General features: G+C 69.8%; 13 protein-coding genes. 6 read left to right on the top strand and 7 right to left on the bottom strand.

Features of this window, described 5'->3' with window-relative positions; all coding sequences use genetic code 11:
• Positions 1-2 precede the first annotated feature (2 nt).
• Both Q5H91_RS05850 and Q5H91_RS05845 read right to left on the bottom strand, forming a co-directional pair.
• On the bottom strand, positions 3-581 hold the full coding sequence (locus Q5H91_RS05850) for a TetR family transcriptional regulator (RefSeq protein ID WP_305172274.1): 579 nt from the start codon (positions 579-581) through the stop codon (positions 3-5).
• A 33-nt stretch (positions 582-614) separates the two neighbouring features.
• Positions 615-1,031 carry a cupin domain-containing protein gene (locus Q5H91_RS05845; protein WP_305172273.1) on the bottom strand — a complete coding sequence of 139 codons (417 nt, stop codon included), beginning with the start codon at positions 1,029-1,031 and terminating at the stop codon, positions 615-617.
• A 160-nt stretch (positions 1,032-1,191) separates the two neighbouring features.
• On the opposite strand from Q5H91_RS05845, the gene Q5H91_RS05840 reads away from it, so the two are divergent.
• Positions 1,192-2,385 (top strand): MFS transporter, encoded by a 1,194-nt coding sequence (locus tag Q5H91_RS05840; RefSeq protein ID WP_305172272.1) that lies wholly within the window; start codon positions 1,192-1,194, stop codon positions 2,383-2,385.
• A 46-nt stretch (positions 2,386-2,431) separates the two neighbouring features.
• On the top strand, positions 2,432-3,376 hold the full coding sequence (locus Q5H91_RS05835; protein ID WP_305172271.1) for a cation diffusion facilitator family transporter: 945 nt from the start codon (positions 2,432-2,434) through the stop codon (positions 3,374-3,376).
• Here Q5H91_RS05835 and Q5H91_RS05830 read toward each other — a convergent pair.
• The 4 genes from Q5H91_RS05830 to Q5H91_RS05815 form a co-directional block, all read right to left on the bottom strand.
• Positions 3,331-4,974, bottom strand: a complete 1,644-nt coding sequence (locus Q5H91_RS05830) for an alpha-L-fucosidase (RefSeq protein WP_305172270.1) — start codon at positions 4,972-4,974, stop codon at positions 3,331-3,333. The genes Q5H91_RS05835 and Q5H91_RS05830 overlap by 46 nt on opposite strands.
• Positions 4,974-6,599 carry a DUF5597 domain-containing protein gene (locus tag Q5H91_RS05825; RefSeq protein ID WP_305172407.1) on the bottom strand — a complete coding sequence of 542 codons (1,626 nt, stop codon included), beginning with the start codon at positions 6,597-6,599 and terminating at the stop codon, positions 4,974-4,976. The genes Q5H91_RS05830 and Q5H91_RS05825 overlap by 1 nt, the downstream gene beginning before the upstream one ends.
• Entirely contained in the window at positions 6,599-8,728 is a 2,130-nt protein-coding gene (locus tag Q5H91_RS05820) for a WD40/YVTN/BNR-like repeat-containing protein (RefSeq protein WP_305172406.1), read from the bottom strand. Before Q5H91_RS05820 ends, Q5H91_RS05825 begins: the two co-directional genes overlap by 1 nt.
• A 223-nt stretch (positions 8,729-8,951) precedes the next feature.
• Entirely contained in the window at positions 8,952-10,049 is a 1,098-nt protein-coding gene (locus tag Q5H91_RS05815; protein ID WP_305172269.1) for a LacI family DNA-binding transcriptional regulator, read from the bottom strand.
• 130 nt (positions 10,050-10,179) lie between these two features.
• Between Q5H91_RS05815 and Q5H91_RS05810 the strand changes: the two genes are divergently transcribed.
• From Q5H91_RS05810 to Q5H91_RS05795, 4 genes are all read left to right on the top strand, one after another.
• Positions 10,180-12,588 carry a glycoside hydrolase family 3 protein gene (locus tag Q5H91_RS05810; RefSeq protein WP_305172268.1) on the top strand — a complete coding sequence of 803 codons (2,409 nt, stop codon included), beginning with the start codon at positions 10,180-10,182 and terminating at the stop codon, positions 12,586-12,588.
• The gene (locus tag Q5H91_RS05805; RefSeq protein WP_305172266.1) at positions 12,585-13,559 is read left to right on the top strand and encodes an alpha/beta hydrolase; all 975 of its coding nucleotides are present in this window, start codon (positions 12,585-12,587) and stop codon (positions 13,557-13,559) included. The genes Q5H91_RS05810 and Q5H91_RS05805 overlap by 4 nt, the downstream gene beginning before the upstream one ends.
• The gene (locus Q5H91_RS05800; protein ID WP_305172264.1) at positions 13,556-14,368 is read left to right on the top strand and encodes a GDSL-type esterase/lipase family protein; all 813 of its coding nucleotides are present in this window, start codon (positions 13,556-13,558) and stop codon (positions 14,366-14,368) included. The genes Q5H91_RS05805 and Q5H91_RS05800 overlap by 4 nt, the downstream gene beginning before the upstream one ends.
• A gap of 72 nt (positions 14,369-14,440) precedes the next feature.
• A complete protein-coding gene (locus Q5H91_RS05795) occupies positions 14,441-15,877 on the top strand; it encodes an NAD-dependent succinate-semialdehyde dehydrogenase (RefSeq protein ID WP_305172263.1) in 1,437 nt (478 codons plus the stop codon).
• A gap of 54 nt (positions 15,878-15,931) precedes the next feature.
• Here the strand turns inward: Q5H91_RS05795 and Q5H91_RS05790 are convergent, their stop codons facing one another.
• On the bottom strand, positions 15,932-16,999 hold the full coding sequence (locus Q5H91_RS05790) for an NAD(P)-dependent alcohol dehydrogenase (protein WP_305172262.1): 1,068 nt from the start codon (positions 16,997-16,999) through the stop codon (positions 15,932-15,934).
• Positions 17,000-17,083 lie beyond the last annotated feature (84 nt).

Below are 17,083 nucleotides of genomic sequence, written 5' to 3'. Positions count from 1 at the left end.
GCCTACCGAGGCTGCAGCCCTTCGAACAGCAGCGCCAGCGCCGCGTTCAGCTGCTCGCTGACCTCCGCCTCGGTCATGAAGGGCAGCAGCAGTCCGCCGGCCATACGCATCGCCAGCACCACCGCGTGCGGCGTCACCGTCGCTGCGATCTCGCCTCGCGCCTGCGCCTGCTTCACCGCTGGTGCGACCACCCCCTCCAGCCGCACGCCCAATGCCCGGAACGCGGCGATGTTCGCGTCGTCGAGCTTCAGCTCGGCGGCGATGCGCGTGAACAGCGACGCCGCCGGCGCGCCGCTGCGTACCATCGTCGCGATGCTGCCGGCGAGCGGGGCGGCGGGGTCGAGCGCCGCCTCCATCCGGTCGACCTCGCGCGAGAAGATGGCCAGCGCCAGCGCCTCGCGGTCGCGAAAATTGCGGTAGAGCGTACCCCGGCCGACTCCCGCCTCGTCCGCAATCACCTCCAGCGGCACGCCATAGCCGCGCGCGGCGAAGCACGACGCCGCCGCGACGATCAGCGCCTCGCGTCGCGCCTGCGCGTCGCGTCGCGGCGCGCGCCTGGGAGAATTGGGATCATCCGCCATCGGCGACACCGTTATCGCCGATGGCGGCGGCGGTCACCGGCCGATCACGTCCTTCACCGCGTCTGCCGCCTTGGCGAGCAGACCCTTCTCCGCCTCCTCGGCCTCCGCCTTGGTGCGGAACGCCGCGCCTTCGGGTTCGGCCGGGGGCGCATAGACCGAGAAGAGCTTCAACTCGCCCGAGCCGGTGTTGACGATATTGTGCTCCGAACCCTTGGGCACGACGATCAGGTGGTTGGGCGTGGCTTTGGTCGAATGGCCGTTGATCACGACCCGCGCCTCGCCGGAAACGAAGAAGGTGGTCTGGTCGGCGGGGTGGGTTTCCATCCCGATCTCCTCTCCGGCGGGGATGCTCATCAGCACGATCTGCACCTTGGCGTCGCGGTACACCTCCTTCTGCCAAAGGGTGTTGCTGCCGGCCAGTTCGACCATGTCCTTGTTGAAGATCGCCATTCGTCTCGCTCCTGTACGTGTCGCCGGGATCGGACGCGCGAGGGGCGAACGCGTTCCCGCCTGCAATTCGGGCAAGCCGGCTTGCAGCCTCGACAGTCGCACTTCGGTTGCGGTGCAGCATAAAAGCCTTACCTGTCGTGCCTACTCCCGGAGAACCAGTATGATCGAAGCTGAACGGCGGGTGCCCCGGCCGGGATTGGTGTTCTTCGCGCTTGCCATGGGTGGGTTCGCGATCGGCACGACCGAGTTCGCGACGATGAGCCTGCTGCCCGACTTCTCGCGGGGGCTGGGTATCTCGGAGCCGGTGGCCGGCCATGTCATCAGTGCCTATGCGCTGGGGGTGGTGGTCGGGGCGCCGCTCCTCGCGGTGCTCGGCGCGCGGATGGCGCGGCGTAGCCTGCTCCTCGTGCTGATGGTGCTGTTCGCGCTGGGCAACGCGATGAGCGCGCTGGCGTCGTCCTATCACGCGATGCTCCTGTTCCGGTTTCTCAGCGGCCTGCCGCACGGCGCCTATTTCGGGGTCGCGGCACTGGTCGCTGCCTCGCTGGTCGGGCCGGAGCGGCGCACCTATGCCGTATCGCGGGTCATGCTGGGGCTGACCGTGGCGACGGTGATCGGCGTGCCGCTGGCCAACTGGATCGGGCAGGTCGCGGGCTGGCGCTGGGGCTTCGGCATCGTCGCGGTGCTGGGGCTGGCGACGGTGGCGCTGGTCGCGGCGTTCGCCCCGCGCGATCCGCCGGCCGCGACCGCCAGTCCGCTGGCGGAGCTGGGCGCGCTCGCCATCCCGCAATTGTGGCTGACGCTGGGGATCGGCGCGATCGGCTTCGGCGGGCTGTTCGCGGTCTATACTTATCTCGCATCTACGCTGGTGGAGGTGACCGGCCTCGCGCCGACGATGGTGCCGCTGGTGCTGGGCGTGTTCGGACTGGGGATGCTGGCGGGCAACCTGCTGGTCCCGTACTTCGCCGATCGCGCGCTGATGCCGACGGTAGCCGGGCTGCTGCTGTGGAGCGCGGCGTCGCTGGCGCTGTTCCCGCTGGCGGCGCAGAATGGCTGGACGGTGACGCTCGACGTCTTCCTGATCGGCATCGGCGGGTCGCTCGGCACCGTGCTGCAGACCCGGCTGATGGACGTGGCACGCGGCGCGCAGAGCCTGGCGGCGGCGCTGAATCACTCCGCGTTCAACACCGCCAATGCGCTGGGGCCGTGGCTCGCCGGGCTGGCGATCGCGGGCGGGCATGGCTGGACCTCGACCGGCTGGGTCGGCTGTGCGCTGGCGCTGGGCGGGCTTGCCTTCTGGATCATGTCGATGCTGGCGGAGCGGCAGCGGCCGGCGCTCGTCCCGGCCGAATAGAGGCGGGCTGGTAGAACCCTGGTGGGACCGGTGCGTTGCGCCCCCTATGGCCAATACCAGTATCGCCAAGACGATCCGTTCCAACATCGTGCTGTTCGGCGCGCTGTTCGCCAATGTCGGCATCGCCGTCGCCAAATTCGTCGCGGCGGCGCTGACCGGATCGTCGTCGATGCTGTCGGAGGGGTTCCACTCGCTGGTCGACAGCGGGAACCAGATCCTGCTCCTCTATGGCCAGCGCCGCGCCAAGCGGCCGCCCGACACGCGCCACCCCTTCGGTTACGGACGCGAGCTGTATTTCTGGGCGTTCGTCGTCGCCATCCTGATCTTCGCGCTCGGCGCCGGCATCTCGATCTATGAGGGCTGGCTGCACATCCGGAACCCCGAGCCGCTGACCGACCCAACGATCAACTATGTCGTGCTCGGCATCGCCGCGTTGCTGGAGGGGAGTTCGTGGACGATCGCGGTGCGCGAGTTCCGCAGCGCCAAGGGCGACACGCCGTGGTGGACCGCGATCAAGGAGTCGAAGGACCCAGCCAGCTTCATCGTCCTGTTCGAGGATTCGGCCGCGCTCGCCGGGCTGGCCGTCGCAGGGATCGGCGTGTGGGCGAGCCATGCCTGGGAAGACGCGCGGATCGACGGTGTCGCCTCGATCGTGATCGGCGTCATCCTGGCGGCGGTCGCGACGCTGCTGGCGCGTGAGGCCAAGGGGCTGCTGATCGGCGAGCGGGCCGACCCGCGCGTGGTCGAGCGGGTCCGCGCGCTGGTCGCCGCCAGCCCCGGCATCACCGCGGTCAATCATGTCCGCACCATCCACACCGCGCCCGACGCGGTGTTCGTGGCGATCAGCGCCGATTTCGACGATGCGCTGACCATGGGTGAGGGCGAGACGCTGGTCGAGCGGATCGAGGCGCAGTTGCGCGCCGAGTTCCCCGATATCTCGTCGATCTATGTCCGCCCCGAAAAAGCGACGGACGCCCCCTCGATCCGGTAGACCGGCACGATCCCGCCGTCGTCGCCGGCGTCGAATTCCAGCGCGGTGTCGGTCTGGCGGAACGCGACCGGGCCGCCGCCCAGCCGCATCAGGCGGGCGACCCGCGCCGGCCCTGCCTGCCGCCCGAGCGCGCCGACACGCACCGGCCCGCGCGGCGCCTTCAGGAAGAACAGGTAGAGCGCGCCGTCCTTTGTCGTGAACCGCACGTCGCGGGCGGTGAAGCCGGCAAAGGCGCCCTCGTTCTGCATGCCGGTGGCGAGCTTGGTCGGCCCCTCGCCATAGATGCGCCATGGCCGCGAGCCGAAGATCGCGGTGCCGTTCACTGCCATCCACGCGGCCAGCCTGTCCAGAATGCGTTCCTCCTCGGCATCGATCGTGCCGTCGCCGCGCTGGGGAACGGAGAGCAGCAGGTTGCCGTTCTTCGACACCACGTCGGCGAGCCGCTGGATGACGTCCTCGGCCGACTTGTAGCTGCGGTCGGTGAAGCGCGCGCGATTGTAGAACCAGTCGCCGATGCAGGTGTCGGTCTGCCACGGCTCGTCCCACAGCCGGTCGGAAAAGCCGCGCTCGACATCCTGGACCAGGCCGAACCGGGCGTGCGGCTTCAGCTGCTTGGCGGTTAGCACCACGTCGACATGCCCGTGCCAGTCGATCGAGCGGTTGTAGTAATCGGCCGCCGCCGCCAGTCCGATGGGGCCGAACGGCAGCTCGTAATTGTCCATGTAGCAGAAGTCTGGCCGGTATTTCGCCATCAGGTCGGTCTGGCGCAGCAGCCAGCGCTGCGCGTAGCGTGCGTCGCCGGGTGGCGCGGTCTCGATCCACTGGCCGTCATGCGCCTCGTGCCACGCGTCCATCGCCGCGACCGTGTCGATCCCGTCCGGCGCGACCATGTGGCAGCCGGTATAGAGGTCCTGAGGGTCCAGCCCCTCCCACCACTTGCCCCGACCGTCAGCCTTGGTCAGCCGATACGCGTCGTAGCGCTCGCCCTTGTGCGGCCCTTCGGGATCATAGGCATAGGCCGGCTGATACCAGTGCCACGCATGGCTGGCATGGTTGGACACGCCGAAGCGCAGCCCCGCCGCGCGCGCCGTCTTCGCCCAGGTGCCGACCACGTCGCGCTTCGGCCCCACCCGCATCGCGTTCCACGGGTGGTGTGCGCTGTCGTAGCAGTCGAGATTGTCGTGGTGGCAGGCGAGCGACACGAAATATTTCGCGCCCGCCTGCACGAAGCGCCGCATCAACGCCTCCGGATCCCAGCGCGCGGCGGTCCAGCGGTGCTGGATGTCCATCATGCCGGTGTCGGCGGGATGGCCATAGGTCGCCAGATGGTGGCAATACATCGGGTGGCCCTGCATGTAGAGGAACCGCCCGTACCAGTCGCCCTGCTCGGGCACCGATTGCGGGCCCCAGTGCGACCAGATGCCGAACTTGGCGTCGCGGAACCAGTCCGGATAGCGGTAATGCTCGACCAGCGACGGCCAGCTCGGCTGGACCGGGCCGGGCGCGATCACTCCCGCGCGCGCGACAGCGGGCAGGGCCGCGAGCCCCGCCAGCACTTCGCGCCGCCGCCAGGCCGCCGGGATGGAGGACACAGCCATCAGCGATAGCGGCCCATGGTGACCTTCAGAACCTGCGGCCGGTCGATCAGGTTGATCCCGTAATCAGTCTGGTCACCATTCCAGACGCGGGCCGTGACCCAGCGCCCGTCGCGAAAACCGCCTTCCTCGACCCGCAGCACCAGCGCACCCGGCGCCGCATCGGTCGCGGCGAAATTGACGCGGACGTGATCGCCGACGACCAGGAACTCGTCCGGCCCCATCTGCGCGACCGCGACGCCGCCGACCGGCTCCTTGCCCCAGGGGGCGGGTTCGGACTTCAGCCAGGTCCAGTCCTTCATGCCGAACTGCCACTCTCCCCACGAGGCCGTGATCGTCCATTTCCCGAGGGTGGTCGTCTGCGCGGCACCGTCGTCGGGCTTGGCGGCGCCCCAGGTCGGCCCTTTCGCGGCGAGCCGGGCCCAGTCGCGCATGATCGATCCGACCGCGGCATAGGCCTGGACCAGCGGGGCGAGCGCCGCCTCGTCCAGGTCGCGCGCGCCGAGCGGGAAGTTGAAATAGCCGGTCCCGTCGATCCCGAACGGCGCATAGCCGATCGCCCCACGTCCCAGCGCGGCATAGAAGAAGCGGTGGAACTCGCGCGCGTTGCCGATCTCGGGCACCAGCAGGGCGTTGTCGGGACGGGCATATCTGTCGAGATACTGGATGACGTTGGCGCTGGTCCGGTCATAGATGTCGGGCGCGGCGAGGTCGATGTGCGGGGCGGCCGCCTTCCAGATGTCGAGCACGTCCTGCTGCGGCCCGCCGCTCGCCACGCCGTCCGGGTCGGGCACGTTGGAAGGGCCGGCGAGGGCGGCGTTGACGTACATCGGCAGCGGCTTGGCCGCCTTGCCCGCCGCGGCGATCGCATCGACATAAGATGCGACGTACCAGGTGTTGAACGCCCGGTCCGCCTGCGCGCCGAACGCCTGGGTCCAGGTGCCGCGCTTGCCGGTCGCCTTGGCGAGGGCAGATGGAATGGCCTGCGCGAACAGGGCGTTGGCGGTGGCGGAATAGTCGCGCGGGTTGCGATAGCTGCCCGTCTCGTTTTCCGGCTGGACCATGATGACGGTATGCTGCGGATCATGGTCGCGCAGATATTCCATCACCTTGACGAAGGCGCGCAGGTCCGCCGCCAGCGTCGCCTTGCCATGCGCGCTGAGTACGCCATGGTCCTTGCCGGCAGACGTCTTCATTCGTGGAAAGCGGCGCGCGTCCAGCTTCACCCAGTCGGGCGTATAGGCGTAGCCGGTGTTCTTCCACGTCCCGAACCACAGCAGCACGACCCGCTTGTCGTGCGCGCGCGCCTGATCGAGCAGGGCTTGCAGGAACGAGAGGTCGAACTGCCCCTCGACCGGCTCGACCTGCTGCCAGGCGATCGGCACCTCCACCGTATTGGCGTGGATGCGGTCGAGCAGCGGCCAGGCGGTGGCCAGCGGCTCGGCATAGTTGCTGCTGTTGTTGACCTGCGCGGCCAGCATGGTGAACGGCGCACCGTCGACCATCAGGGCGTGGCGGCCGTCGTGGCTCTCCAGCCGGGGAATGGGCGAGGCCGCCTGCGCCAGCGCGGCGGCGGGCATCATGGCGGGCAGCGTGGCGAGCAGGCCGGCGGCCAGCATATGTCTCATCATTCACTCTCTCCCACGCGGTCGCCATAGAACAGGCCGCGACCGTCGGTTCCCAAATAGACGCGGCCCGTGATGCGCGGGTCGCCGGCGATCACGCGGTAGCGGCGGCCCCATCGATGGGCGTCGTCGTCGATCCGCGCCCAGTGTCGGCCCAGATCGTCCGAACGCCAGATGCCATAAACCTGGCCAAGCGTGCCGACCGCGAAGATCGTGCCGCCCTTGCCCAGCCCGAGCAGCTCGACCGCCAGCCCGCCATCGACCCGTGCGAAGCGGTGGCCGAAATCGGTGCTGCGATACAGGGCAGGGCCGATGCGCAGCCACAGTTCGCCGGCTACGCCGGGTGTGGCGACCAGCGCCGATTGCGCCTCGCGGTTGCGGGGGCTTGCACCCGACAGGTCGGCCGGCAATCCGGTCGACGCGACGGGCGTGAAATGGCGGGCGCCGTCGGTAGAGGCCAGCAGGCGCCCGCCCGCCACATCGACCGCGTAGAAGCGCGCCGGGTTGACCTTGTCGGCAACCGCGCGGGTGTTGCCGGGCAGCCCCTCTGGCACCTGCCAGCTCCGGCCACGGTCGCGGGTCAGCCGCGGCTCGGGCGTGGCGACCACGAAGGTGCCGCCGTCCGCCGAGACGGTGATCGCCGCCTCGCCGACCAGATCCTCGCGCCGGGGCGGGGTGCCCATCGGCGGCACGACCAGCGGCCGCCAGCTCCGACCGCCATCGCCCGACCAGCCGAGCGTCGCGTCGCGCGGGCGATCGGCATAGAGGCTGCCGCTGCGTACCAGCACCAGCGGCGCGGTGCCGGCATAGTCGAGCGTGTTGGTGTTCGACAGATACGGGTCGGTGAAACTGGGCTGCGGCGAGCGGTCGAGCCGCTCGTGGACGAAGCCGGCAAGGTCGCCGAATCCCGACACCAGATGCGCGCCGCCGGTCGGCGAGATCAGGGTGATGATCGCGGTCTGCTCGATCCCGGACACCCATGGCGCCCAGTCGATCGTCCCGCTCCGGTCGAGCCCGTCGGTGGCGTAGACGGTGGCGCCGGTCGTGTAGACCAGCCGGCGCGCGTCGAACGGATCTATCGCGAGGCCGGAGATCCAATGACCGAAATCTGCGCCCTTGCCCTCGTGGAGCAGGAAAGGGGTGGCTGACACGTTGCGGCGGCTGCGCGGGCCCAGATCGCTCCAATGCTCGCCCCGGTCGCGCGACAGCCAGACCGTGTCGCCGGCGCGGTAGCGGTTGATCGTCGACACCGCGACCGTGCCCGGCGCGCTGCGGGCAAGCGCCACGCCCAGGAACGCGCCTTCGCTGCCGGTCGCAATGAAGCCCGGCGGAGTGATGTCGCGGCCGCCCGCGCGGTCGAAGCGCCACAGCGCGCCGGTGCGCACATTGCTCGGCCCGATGTCGCTGGCATAGCCGACATAGACGCTGCCATCCGCGGCGATCGCGCCCTTGGCGGCGAGCAGCGCGGGTGAGGGGCCGTCGACCGCCTGCCAGCTCTGCCCGCCATCGTCGGAGCGATAGAGGTGGTGCGCGCCCGGATCGGCGACCCCCGCCCAGATCCGTCGCGATCCGCTGCCGGTCCTGCTCGACGGATCGAACAGCACGAACGACACGCCGCCATGGCTGGTGCGTGGCGCCGGGGTGCCCAGCCCGGTGACCGGGAAGCCCGCGACCTTCGCCCAGTGCAGTCCCGCATCGTCGCTGCGCCACAGCCCGTCATGGCGCGATCCGAACATCAGCGTCGCCGGTCGGTCGGGATCGATCGCCAGCCGCTCGCCCAGGCCGCGGCCGGGTTCGTTGCCGCCCACCGCGAACGGCACCGGCGTGATCCACCAATGGGCGCCGCGATCGGTGGAGCGCAGGATCGCCGCGGGCAGGCGCGCTGCCATGCCCGCCGCCAGATAGACGGTGCCGGCATCGCGCGGATCGGCGGCGATGCTCTCGATCCCCATATAGCTGGGAACGCCATTGTCGTCCTGCAGCGGCACCCAGCGCCGGGCCTTCGCGTCAAAACGATAGGCGCCGCCCATGTCGGTGCGCAGATAGGCGAGCCCGCGCTCGACGGGGCTGAACACGATGTTCGGTGCATAGCCGCCGGCCCCGACCACGACGTTGGTCCAGCGATAGGCCATCACGGCGGCCGCGGGCGTATCGCGGCCCGGGGCCGCACCGGCGCAGCACAGCAACGGGCCTAGGGCCGCGGCCAGCAGCATCGCTCGTCCCACCCGGCCTCTCGCCACGGTCGCGCCTCTCCCGATCGGGGGTCGATCACCCCTTGTCGAACAAGGTCATGGCACGAAAGATATCGCTAACACAACGGCGCGGATCGAGCGGCAATCGATATCGTTCGGGCGATCATCGCCTCCGGGCGGAGGGTCGACGGCGCGGGGCGGCGTCCGACTGGCGGCGGATCAGCGTATAGTCGAGCGTCAGGTGACGGATGCCCCTGGTGCCCGTATCGCCGCCGCTGCGCCGCGCCCGCAGCATCGCGGCGAGCAGCTCGACCGAAGCGCGCGACATATCGGCGATCGGCTGGTGAATCGTCGTCAGCTCGGGCCAGATCGTCGTAGCGATGGCGCTGTCGTCGAACCCGCAGACAGTCAGGTCGCCGGGCACGTCCAGCCCGCGACGGTGCGCGACGGCGACGACGGCGGCGGCCATGTCGTCGTTGCTGGCGAAGATGGCGGAGGGTGGATCCTCGCGGTCGAGCAGCTCGTCGGCGGCGTCGAGCCCGGAGCGATAGGTGAACAGCCCGCCGCTGACCAGCAGCTCGTCAAAGGTGAGCCCCGCTTCGACGAGTGCGGCGCGATAGCCCTCCAGCCGCTCGCCGCTGGCGGTCAGGTTGGGGTTGCCGGTGATGAAGCCGATGCGGACATGGCCCAGCTCGGCCAGATGGCGGGTCATCGCCTGTGCGGCGGCCCGGTCGTCGATCGAGATCGCCGCGGCCTCCGGCGGGGGACAGCCGGTCGCAACCACGACCGTCGGAATGCGCGCGGCGATCAGGATGTCGAGCACGTCGCGCGCGTCGCACAGCGGCGGCGGCAGGATGATGCCGTCGATGCCGCTGCCCACCAGCCGCTCGGCGACGGTGCGTGCCTCGTCCCCGACCTCGCATTTCTGGACGACCAGCTGGATGTCGGAGCGCCCCGCCTGGTCGAGGCTGCCGACGAGGAACTCGCTGAGATAGGCGGCGCTGGGGTTGGAATAGAGGAGCGCCAGGCGCAGCTGCGAGGCGCCGGCCAAGCTGCGCGCGGCGGGGTTGGGCGCGTAGTTCAGTTGCGCGATCGCGGCGTTCACCGTGTCGCGCGTGCTGGCGCGGACATTGTTCTCGGCATTGATGACGCGCGACACGGTCATCGTCGATACGCCGGCCAGCGCCGCCACGTCGGCGATCGTCGGTGCGCCACCTTGACGCCCATGAGGGGTGCGGACTTTGCGCGGGGAGCTTGCCATGGCGGTGGGATGTCGCAGCCGTGCATTCGACGCAAGGTCTCTCCCCGATTTGCAAGCCGATCACGGTTTTCGTGATAGCGCTAGCATCCAAAGCCGCTATGATGAGGCAAAACATGTTCGGGAGAGTGAGATGAAGGGGTTCCACGCGGCCGTTCTGGCGACGTTGCTGGCTGGATCGGCAACGGCGGCACTGGCGCAGGATGCAACCAGCGTCGCCCATCCCGATCGCTGGCCGCAGGCGAAGAGCCAGGGCCTGATCGATCCCGCGACCGAGGCAAAGGTCACGGCGCTGCTGGCGCGCCTGACTCTGGAGGAGAAGGTCGGCCAGATGATCCAGGCCGATATCGGCTCGATCACGCCGGAGGATCTGCGCCGCTATCCGCTCGGATCGATCCTCGCGGGCGGGTCGTCGCCGCCGATCGGCGCGCCGGACCGCTCGCCCGCCGGTCCGTGGATCGCCACCAGTCGCGCGTTCAATGCCGTCGCGCTTCAGCCGCGTGCCGGTCACACCGCGATCCCGCTGATGTTCGGAGTCGATGCGGTGCACGGCAACAACAATGTCGTCGGCGCGACGCTGTTCCCGCATAACAGCGCACTGGGGGCGATGCACGACCGGGACCTGCTCCGCCGCATCGGCGCGGCGACCGCGGCGGAGACGGCGGCGGCGGGGATCGACTGGGCGTTCGGCCCGACGCTGGCGGTGCCGCAGGACGATCGCTGGGGCCGCACGTACGAGGGCTATTCGGAGGACCCCGGCCTCGTCGCCTCCTACGCGGGTGCGATGATCGAGGGGCTGCAGGGCCTGCCTGGAAAGGGCACGATCCAGCAGGGCAAGGTCGCCGCGTCGCCCAAGCACTTCCTGGGTGACGGCGGGACCAGGGATGGTATTGACCAGGGCGACACGCAGGTCGACGAGGCGACGCTGATCCGCATCCACGCCGCCGGCTATCCCCCCGCGATCCGCGCCGGCGCGATGACGGTCATGGCCAGCTTCTCCAGCTGGAACGGGCAGAAGATGCACGGCAACAAGAGCCTGCTGACCGATGTGCTGAAGGGCCGGATGGGATTCGACGGCTTCATCGTCGGCGACTGGAATGGCCATGCCCAGGTGCCGGGGTGCACCACCACCGACTGTCCGGCCTCGTTCAACGCCGGGCTCGACATGGCGATGGCGCCCGATGGGTGGAAGGGCCTGTTCGACGCGACGCTGGCCGAGGCGAAGTCGGGCAAGATCCCGATGGCGCGGATCGACGATGCGGTGCGCCGCATCCTGCGCGTCAAGATGAAGCTCGGCCTGTTCGATCCCGCGCGCCCGTACGAGAGCAGGACCGGCGCCATCGGCGCGCCCGAGCACCGCGCGATCGCGCGCGAGGCGGTGGCGAAAAGCCTGGTGCTGCTGAAGAACAACGGCGTCCTCCCGATCAGGGCGGGCGCCAACATCCTGGTCGCCGGCGACGCGGCCGACGATGTCGGGCGGCAGGCGGGCGGCTGGACCCTGTCGTGGCAGGGCGACGGCAACACCGCCGCCGACTTCCCCGGCGCGACCTCGATCTATGCCGGCATCGCCGCCGCCGCGAAGGCGGGCGGGGGCAGGGCGACCCTGTCCGCCGATGGCCGCTTCACCACGAAGCCCGATGTCGCCATCGTCGTGTTCGGCGAGCAGCCCTATGCCGAGATGCGCGGCGACGTCCGCACGCTGGAGTTCCAGCCCGGCGACAAGCAGGCGCTGGCGCTGCTCAAGTCGCTGAAGGCGGCGGGTATCCCCACCGTCTCGGTCTTCCTGTCGGGCCGCCCGCTCTGGGTGAACCCGGAGCTGAACCAGTCCGACGCCTTTGTCGCAGCCTGGTTTCCGGGGTCCGAAGGTGCGGGCATCGCCGACGTGCTGATCGGCGGCAAGCGCGACTTCACCGGCCGCCTGTCGTACAGCTGGCCGAAGACCGCCGGCCAGTTCACCCTGAACAAGGGCGCGCCCGGATACGACCCGCTCTTCCCGCTCGATTACGGCCTCAGCTACGCGAAGGGCGGCACGGTGCCGGCGCTGAGCGAGGTCGCCGGGATCGACGCCAGCCTCGCCAACACCAGCCTGTTCTTCGCCCGCGGGAAGGTGCCCGCGCCCTTCACCCTCACCACCGACCCGACCATCGCGCGCGCCGCGGTCGACAGCGCGACCGCGCAGGAGGGGGCGACGCGCCTGACCTGGCGCGGGGCCGGTACGGCGCGGATCACTGGTCCGGCGCTGGCGCTGGTGCGTGAGGTAAATGCCGACCTGAACCTTCAGGTCACCTATCGCACCTTGGCCCGGCCGACTGGCCCGGTTACCCTGTCGCTCGGCGGTGGCGCGGTGCCGGTCGGGCCGATCATGGCTGCTGCGGAAGGATGGCAGGTTTTGCGCGTTCCCCTGAAATGCTTCCGTGACAAGGGTGCGAACATGGAGGCGGTGCGGGAGCCGGTGGCCCTGACCGCCACCGCACCGTTCGACGTCGCGATCAGCGACATTCGCCTTGCCACCGACCCGGCCGGCGCGGTGTGCCCGAAATGAGCGGCGGAACGATCGACCGCCGCACCCTGCTCGGCGGCCTCGCCGCGGCGACCGTCGCCGCCCCACTCTCCGCGCAGCCGGCCGTCGCGGGCGGCGAGGTCATCGCGCTCTGGCCCGGCCGTGCCCCCGGCGCGCCAGCGAAGCTGCCGGTGCCCAGGACCGAGCAGCGATCGAGCGATCCCGCCTTCAATGATCGCTGGCTGACCGGCATCGACCGGCCGACCCTGTCGGTACGTCGCCCCGCCAACCCCAATGGCGCGGCGATGATGCTGGTGCCGGGCGGCGGCTATGGCTTCCTGTCCTGGGACAATGAGGGCGAGGAACAGGCACGCTGGCTGACCGCGCTCGGCGTAACCTGCTTCATCCTCAGCTATCGCCTGCCGGCCGAGGGCTGGGCGAGGCGCGACACCGTGCCGCTGGCCGATGCGCAGCGCGGGCTGCGGCTGATCCGCGCGGGCGCCGCCAATTACGGCGTCGACCCGCGTCGCATCGGCGTGCTGGGCTTCTCCGCTGGCGGGCATCTGGCCGGCAGTCTCGCCACCCGCGCCGACGAGCAGGTCTATGCGCCGGTCGACGCGGCCGACCGGGTGTCGGCGCGGCCCGACCTGGCGGCGTTGATCTATCCGGTGGTCAGCTTCGCCGCGCCCTTCACCCATGTGGGCAGCCGCGACAATCTTATAGGACCGCAACAGTCCCAGGCCGATCGCACGCGCCTGTCGGTAGAGACCCGCGTCACCGCCGCGACCCCGCCGATCTTCCTCGCGCATGCCAGCGACGACGGGCTGGTGCCGATCGCCAACAGCCTGGCGCTCTACGGCGCAATGATCGCTGCCGGGCGAGAGGGCGAGCTTCACTGTTTCGACAAGGGCGGCCACGGCTTCGGCGTGCGGCTGGCCAAGTCGCTGCCGGCGTCGGCCTGGCCGACCCTGTTCGCCGCCTATGCGCGCGAGAAGGGATTGTTGCCGGCATGAAGCGCGCCGCCCTTCTGGCGCTCGCCGCGCTGCTGATCGGCGCGACAGATGCGCCCGAGCGTTACCAGAGCAGCCCGCCGCGCCGCACCCTGACGGACATGCGCGACTGGGGGCCTTGGGCAGGTCCGTTCCGCCAGTCGCTGATCCCCGTGCTGATGCAGGATTTCGGCGAGCGATATCTCTACGCCGCCGCCAACGCCGCGCTGCCGCCGCCCCGGCCCGGTGAGCGTCGCGTCGTCTTCATGGGCGACTCGATCACCGACCTTTGGGACCTGTCGCGCGCCTTTCCGGGTAAGCCGTACGTCAACCGCGGTATCGGCGCGCAGGTCACCGCGCAGATGCTGGTCCGCTTCCAGCAGGACGTCGTCGCACTGTGCCCGTCCGCGGTCGTCATCCTGGCCGGCACCAACGACGTGCAGGGCGTGCTGCAGGTAGAGACGCCTGCCTCGATCGTCGCCAACATCGCCGCGATGGGCGACATCGCCGACGCCCACGGCATCCGTGTCGTCCTGTCGGCGATCCTGCCGGTCAACGACTATACCGACAATGCCCGCGACATGCTGCGCGACCGGCCGCCGGCGGTGCTGCGCGCGATCAACGCCGACCTGCGCGCCCTGGCGAAGCGGCGTGGCTATGGCTTCGCTGACTATGACCCGGCGCTCAGCGATGCGCGCGGGATGATGGCCGCGCGACTGACCAGCGACGGGCTTCATCCCGGTGCCGAGGGCTACCGCCTGATGGCCCCGATCGCCGCGACGGCGATCGACCAGGTGCTGTCGCGCCCGGCGCCGAGGGTCGTCCGCCGCTGAAGCGGTGGCCATGGCCGGATCGGGGGCCTAATAGACCGCATCCCATCCTGACCCGGCGACGGAGAAGCGACCATGCCTGCCACCTACGACACGCCCCTCGGCCTCTATATCGGCGGCGAGTGGCTGAGCGGCGGGGGCCGCGATACGCATGACGTGCTGAACCCGGCGACCGGTGCCGGGCAGGCGGCGCTGCCGCTCGCCACGATCGACGACCTTGATCGTGCGCTCGCCGCGGCGGAGCGCGGCTTCATCGCCTGGCGCGCGACCCCGCCCGAGCAGCGCGGCGCCGTCCTGACGAAGACCGCGCAGCTGCTGCGCGAGCGCGCCGACCGGATCACCCGCATCGCGACGCTGGAACAGGGCAAGATCCAGGCAGAGGCAAAGGGCGAATTGGCCGCCGCCGCCGCGCTCCTCGATTTCCACGCCGCAGAGGGACAGCGCATCTATGGCCGCGTCCTGCCGCGGCCCAGCGGTACGCGCAGCATGGTCCTGCACCAGCCGGTCGGGCCGGTCGCGGCATTCTGTGCGTGGAACTTCCCGATCATGAACGTGGTGCGCAAGCTGGCGCCCGCGATCGCCGCGGGCTGCTCAATCATCATTAAGCCGTCCGAGGAGACGGCGGGGAGCGCGGTCGAGGTGCTGCGCTGCTTCCAGGATGCGGGACTGCCCGGCGACGTCGCGCAGTGCGTGTTCGGCGTGCCCGACCAGATCTCGCGCCACCTGCTCGCCTCGCCGATCACCCGCAAGCTGAGCTTCACCGGCTCGGTCCCGGTCGGCAAGCAGCTGATGAAGCTGGCTGCCGACACGATGATGCACACCACCATGGAACTCGGCGGCCACAGCCCGGTGCTGGTGTTCGACGACTGCGACCTCGACAAGACGCTCGACATCCTGGTCACGCACAAGTTCCGCAACGCCGGGCAGGTCTGCGTCGCGCCGACCCGCTTCCACGTGCAGGACGGTATCTACGACCGGTTCGCCTCGGGCTTTGCCGAGCGGACGCGGGCGCTCCGCATCGGTGACGGCATGGACGCCGCCAGCCAGATGGGACCGATGGCCAATCCGCGGCGGCCAGAGGCGATCGCCGAGCTGGTCGGCGACGCGACCGGCCGGGGTGCGACCCTGCTGGCGGGCGGTGACCGGGGCGGGGAAGGGGGCTTCTTCTTCCAGCCGACCGTCCTGTCCGATGTGCCGCTGGCCGCGCGCGCGATGAACGAAGAGCCGTTCGGCCCGGTCGCGCTCCTCACCCGTTTCGGCTCGGAAGCGGATGCGGTCGAGGAAGCCAACCGCCTGCCGTTCGGCCTGGCCGCCTATTGCTTTACCGAGAATGGCCGTCGCCAGAACCGGCTGGGTGACGATATCGAGGCCGGGATGATCGCGATCAACACTGTCCGGCTCAGCTGGGGCGACAGCCCGTTCGGCGGGATGAAGGACAGCGGCCACGGATCGGAGGACGGGCCGGAGGGCATCGCCGCGCATCTGGTGACCAAGGCGGTGCATATCAGCTGACCGGCGGGATCAATCCGATCATAGCCCCTCCCCTGACGGGGAGGGGCTTTCGCGTCACCCCGCCTGCGGCAACGTCGCCAGGTCGATCACGAACCGGTACTTCACGTCGCTTTTCACCATCCGGTCGTAAGCGGTTTCGATCTCGGCGATATCGATCATCTCGATATCCGCGGTCAGCCCGTGTTCCAGGCAGAAGTCGAGCATCTCCTGCGTCTCGGCGATGCCGCCGATCAGCGAGCCGGCGATCGCCCGCCGCTTGAAGATCAGGTTGCCGACCGATGGCGAGGGATGCGGATGCTCCGGCACGCCGACCAGCGTCATCGTCCCGTCGCGCTTCAACAGGGCGGTGAAGGCGTCGAGGTCGTGGCTCGCCGCGACGGTGTTCAGGATGAAGTCGAAGCTGTTGGCATGCGCCGCCATCTGCTCTTCGTCCTTCGATACGATCAGGTCGCGCGCGCCCAGCCGGATCGCGTCGTCGCGCTTGTTCGGCGAGGTCGAGAAGACATGCACCTCCGCCCCCATCGCCGCGGCGATCTTCACGCCCATATGGCCCAGGCCGCCCAGTCCGACGATGCCGACCTTCTGGCCCGGCCCGACCTTCCAGTGCTTCAGCGGCGAGTAGGTGGTGATGCCCGCGCAGAGCAAAGGCGCGACCGCGGCCAGGTCTGCCTCGGCGTGACCGACGCGCAGCACGAAGTCCTGGTCGACGACGATATGGTCCGAATAGCCGCCGAAGGTATGGCCGCCCAGCACCGGATCGGGACCGTTATAGGTGCCGACAAAGCCGGTCGTCTCGCAATACTGCTCCTCGCCCTCGCTGCACGACGGGCAATGACCGCAGCTGTCGACCATGCAGCCGACGCCGACCACGTCACCGACCGCGAACTTGGTCACCTCCGCCCCGACGGCGGACACGCGGCCGACGATCTCGTGCCCCGGCACGCACGGATAGAGCGTCCCGCCCCACTCGCTGCGCGCGGTGTGCAGGTCGGAATGGCAGACGCCGCAGAACAGAATATCGATCGCCACGTCGCGCGCCTGCGGATCGCGGCGCTCGAACGAGAAGGGCGCGAGCGGCGCGTCGCCGGACTGCGCGGCATAGCCGCTGGCCGTGGTGGTCATGGGAACCTCTTGGAAAAAATAGGAGGGTGAGGGGCCGCATCATCGACGCGACGCGCGCGGGTCAACGCCCCTTCGTGCGATCGG

This window comes from Sphingomonas aurea, from assembly GCF_030678875.1.
Taxonomy (GTDB): Bacteria; Pseudomonadota; Alphaproteobacteria; order Sphingomonadales; family Sphingomonadaceae; genus Sphingomonas; species Sphingomonas aurea.
This window is presented reverse-complemented; position numbering and strand designations above follow the sequence as displayed.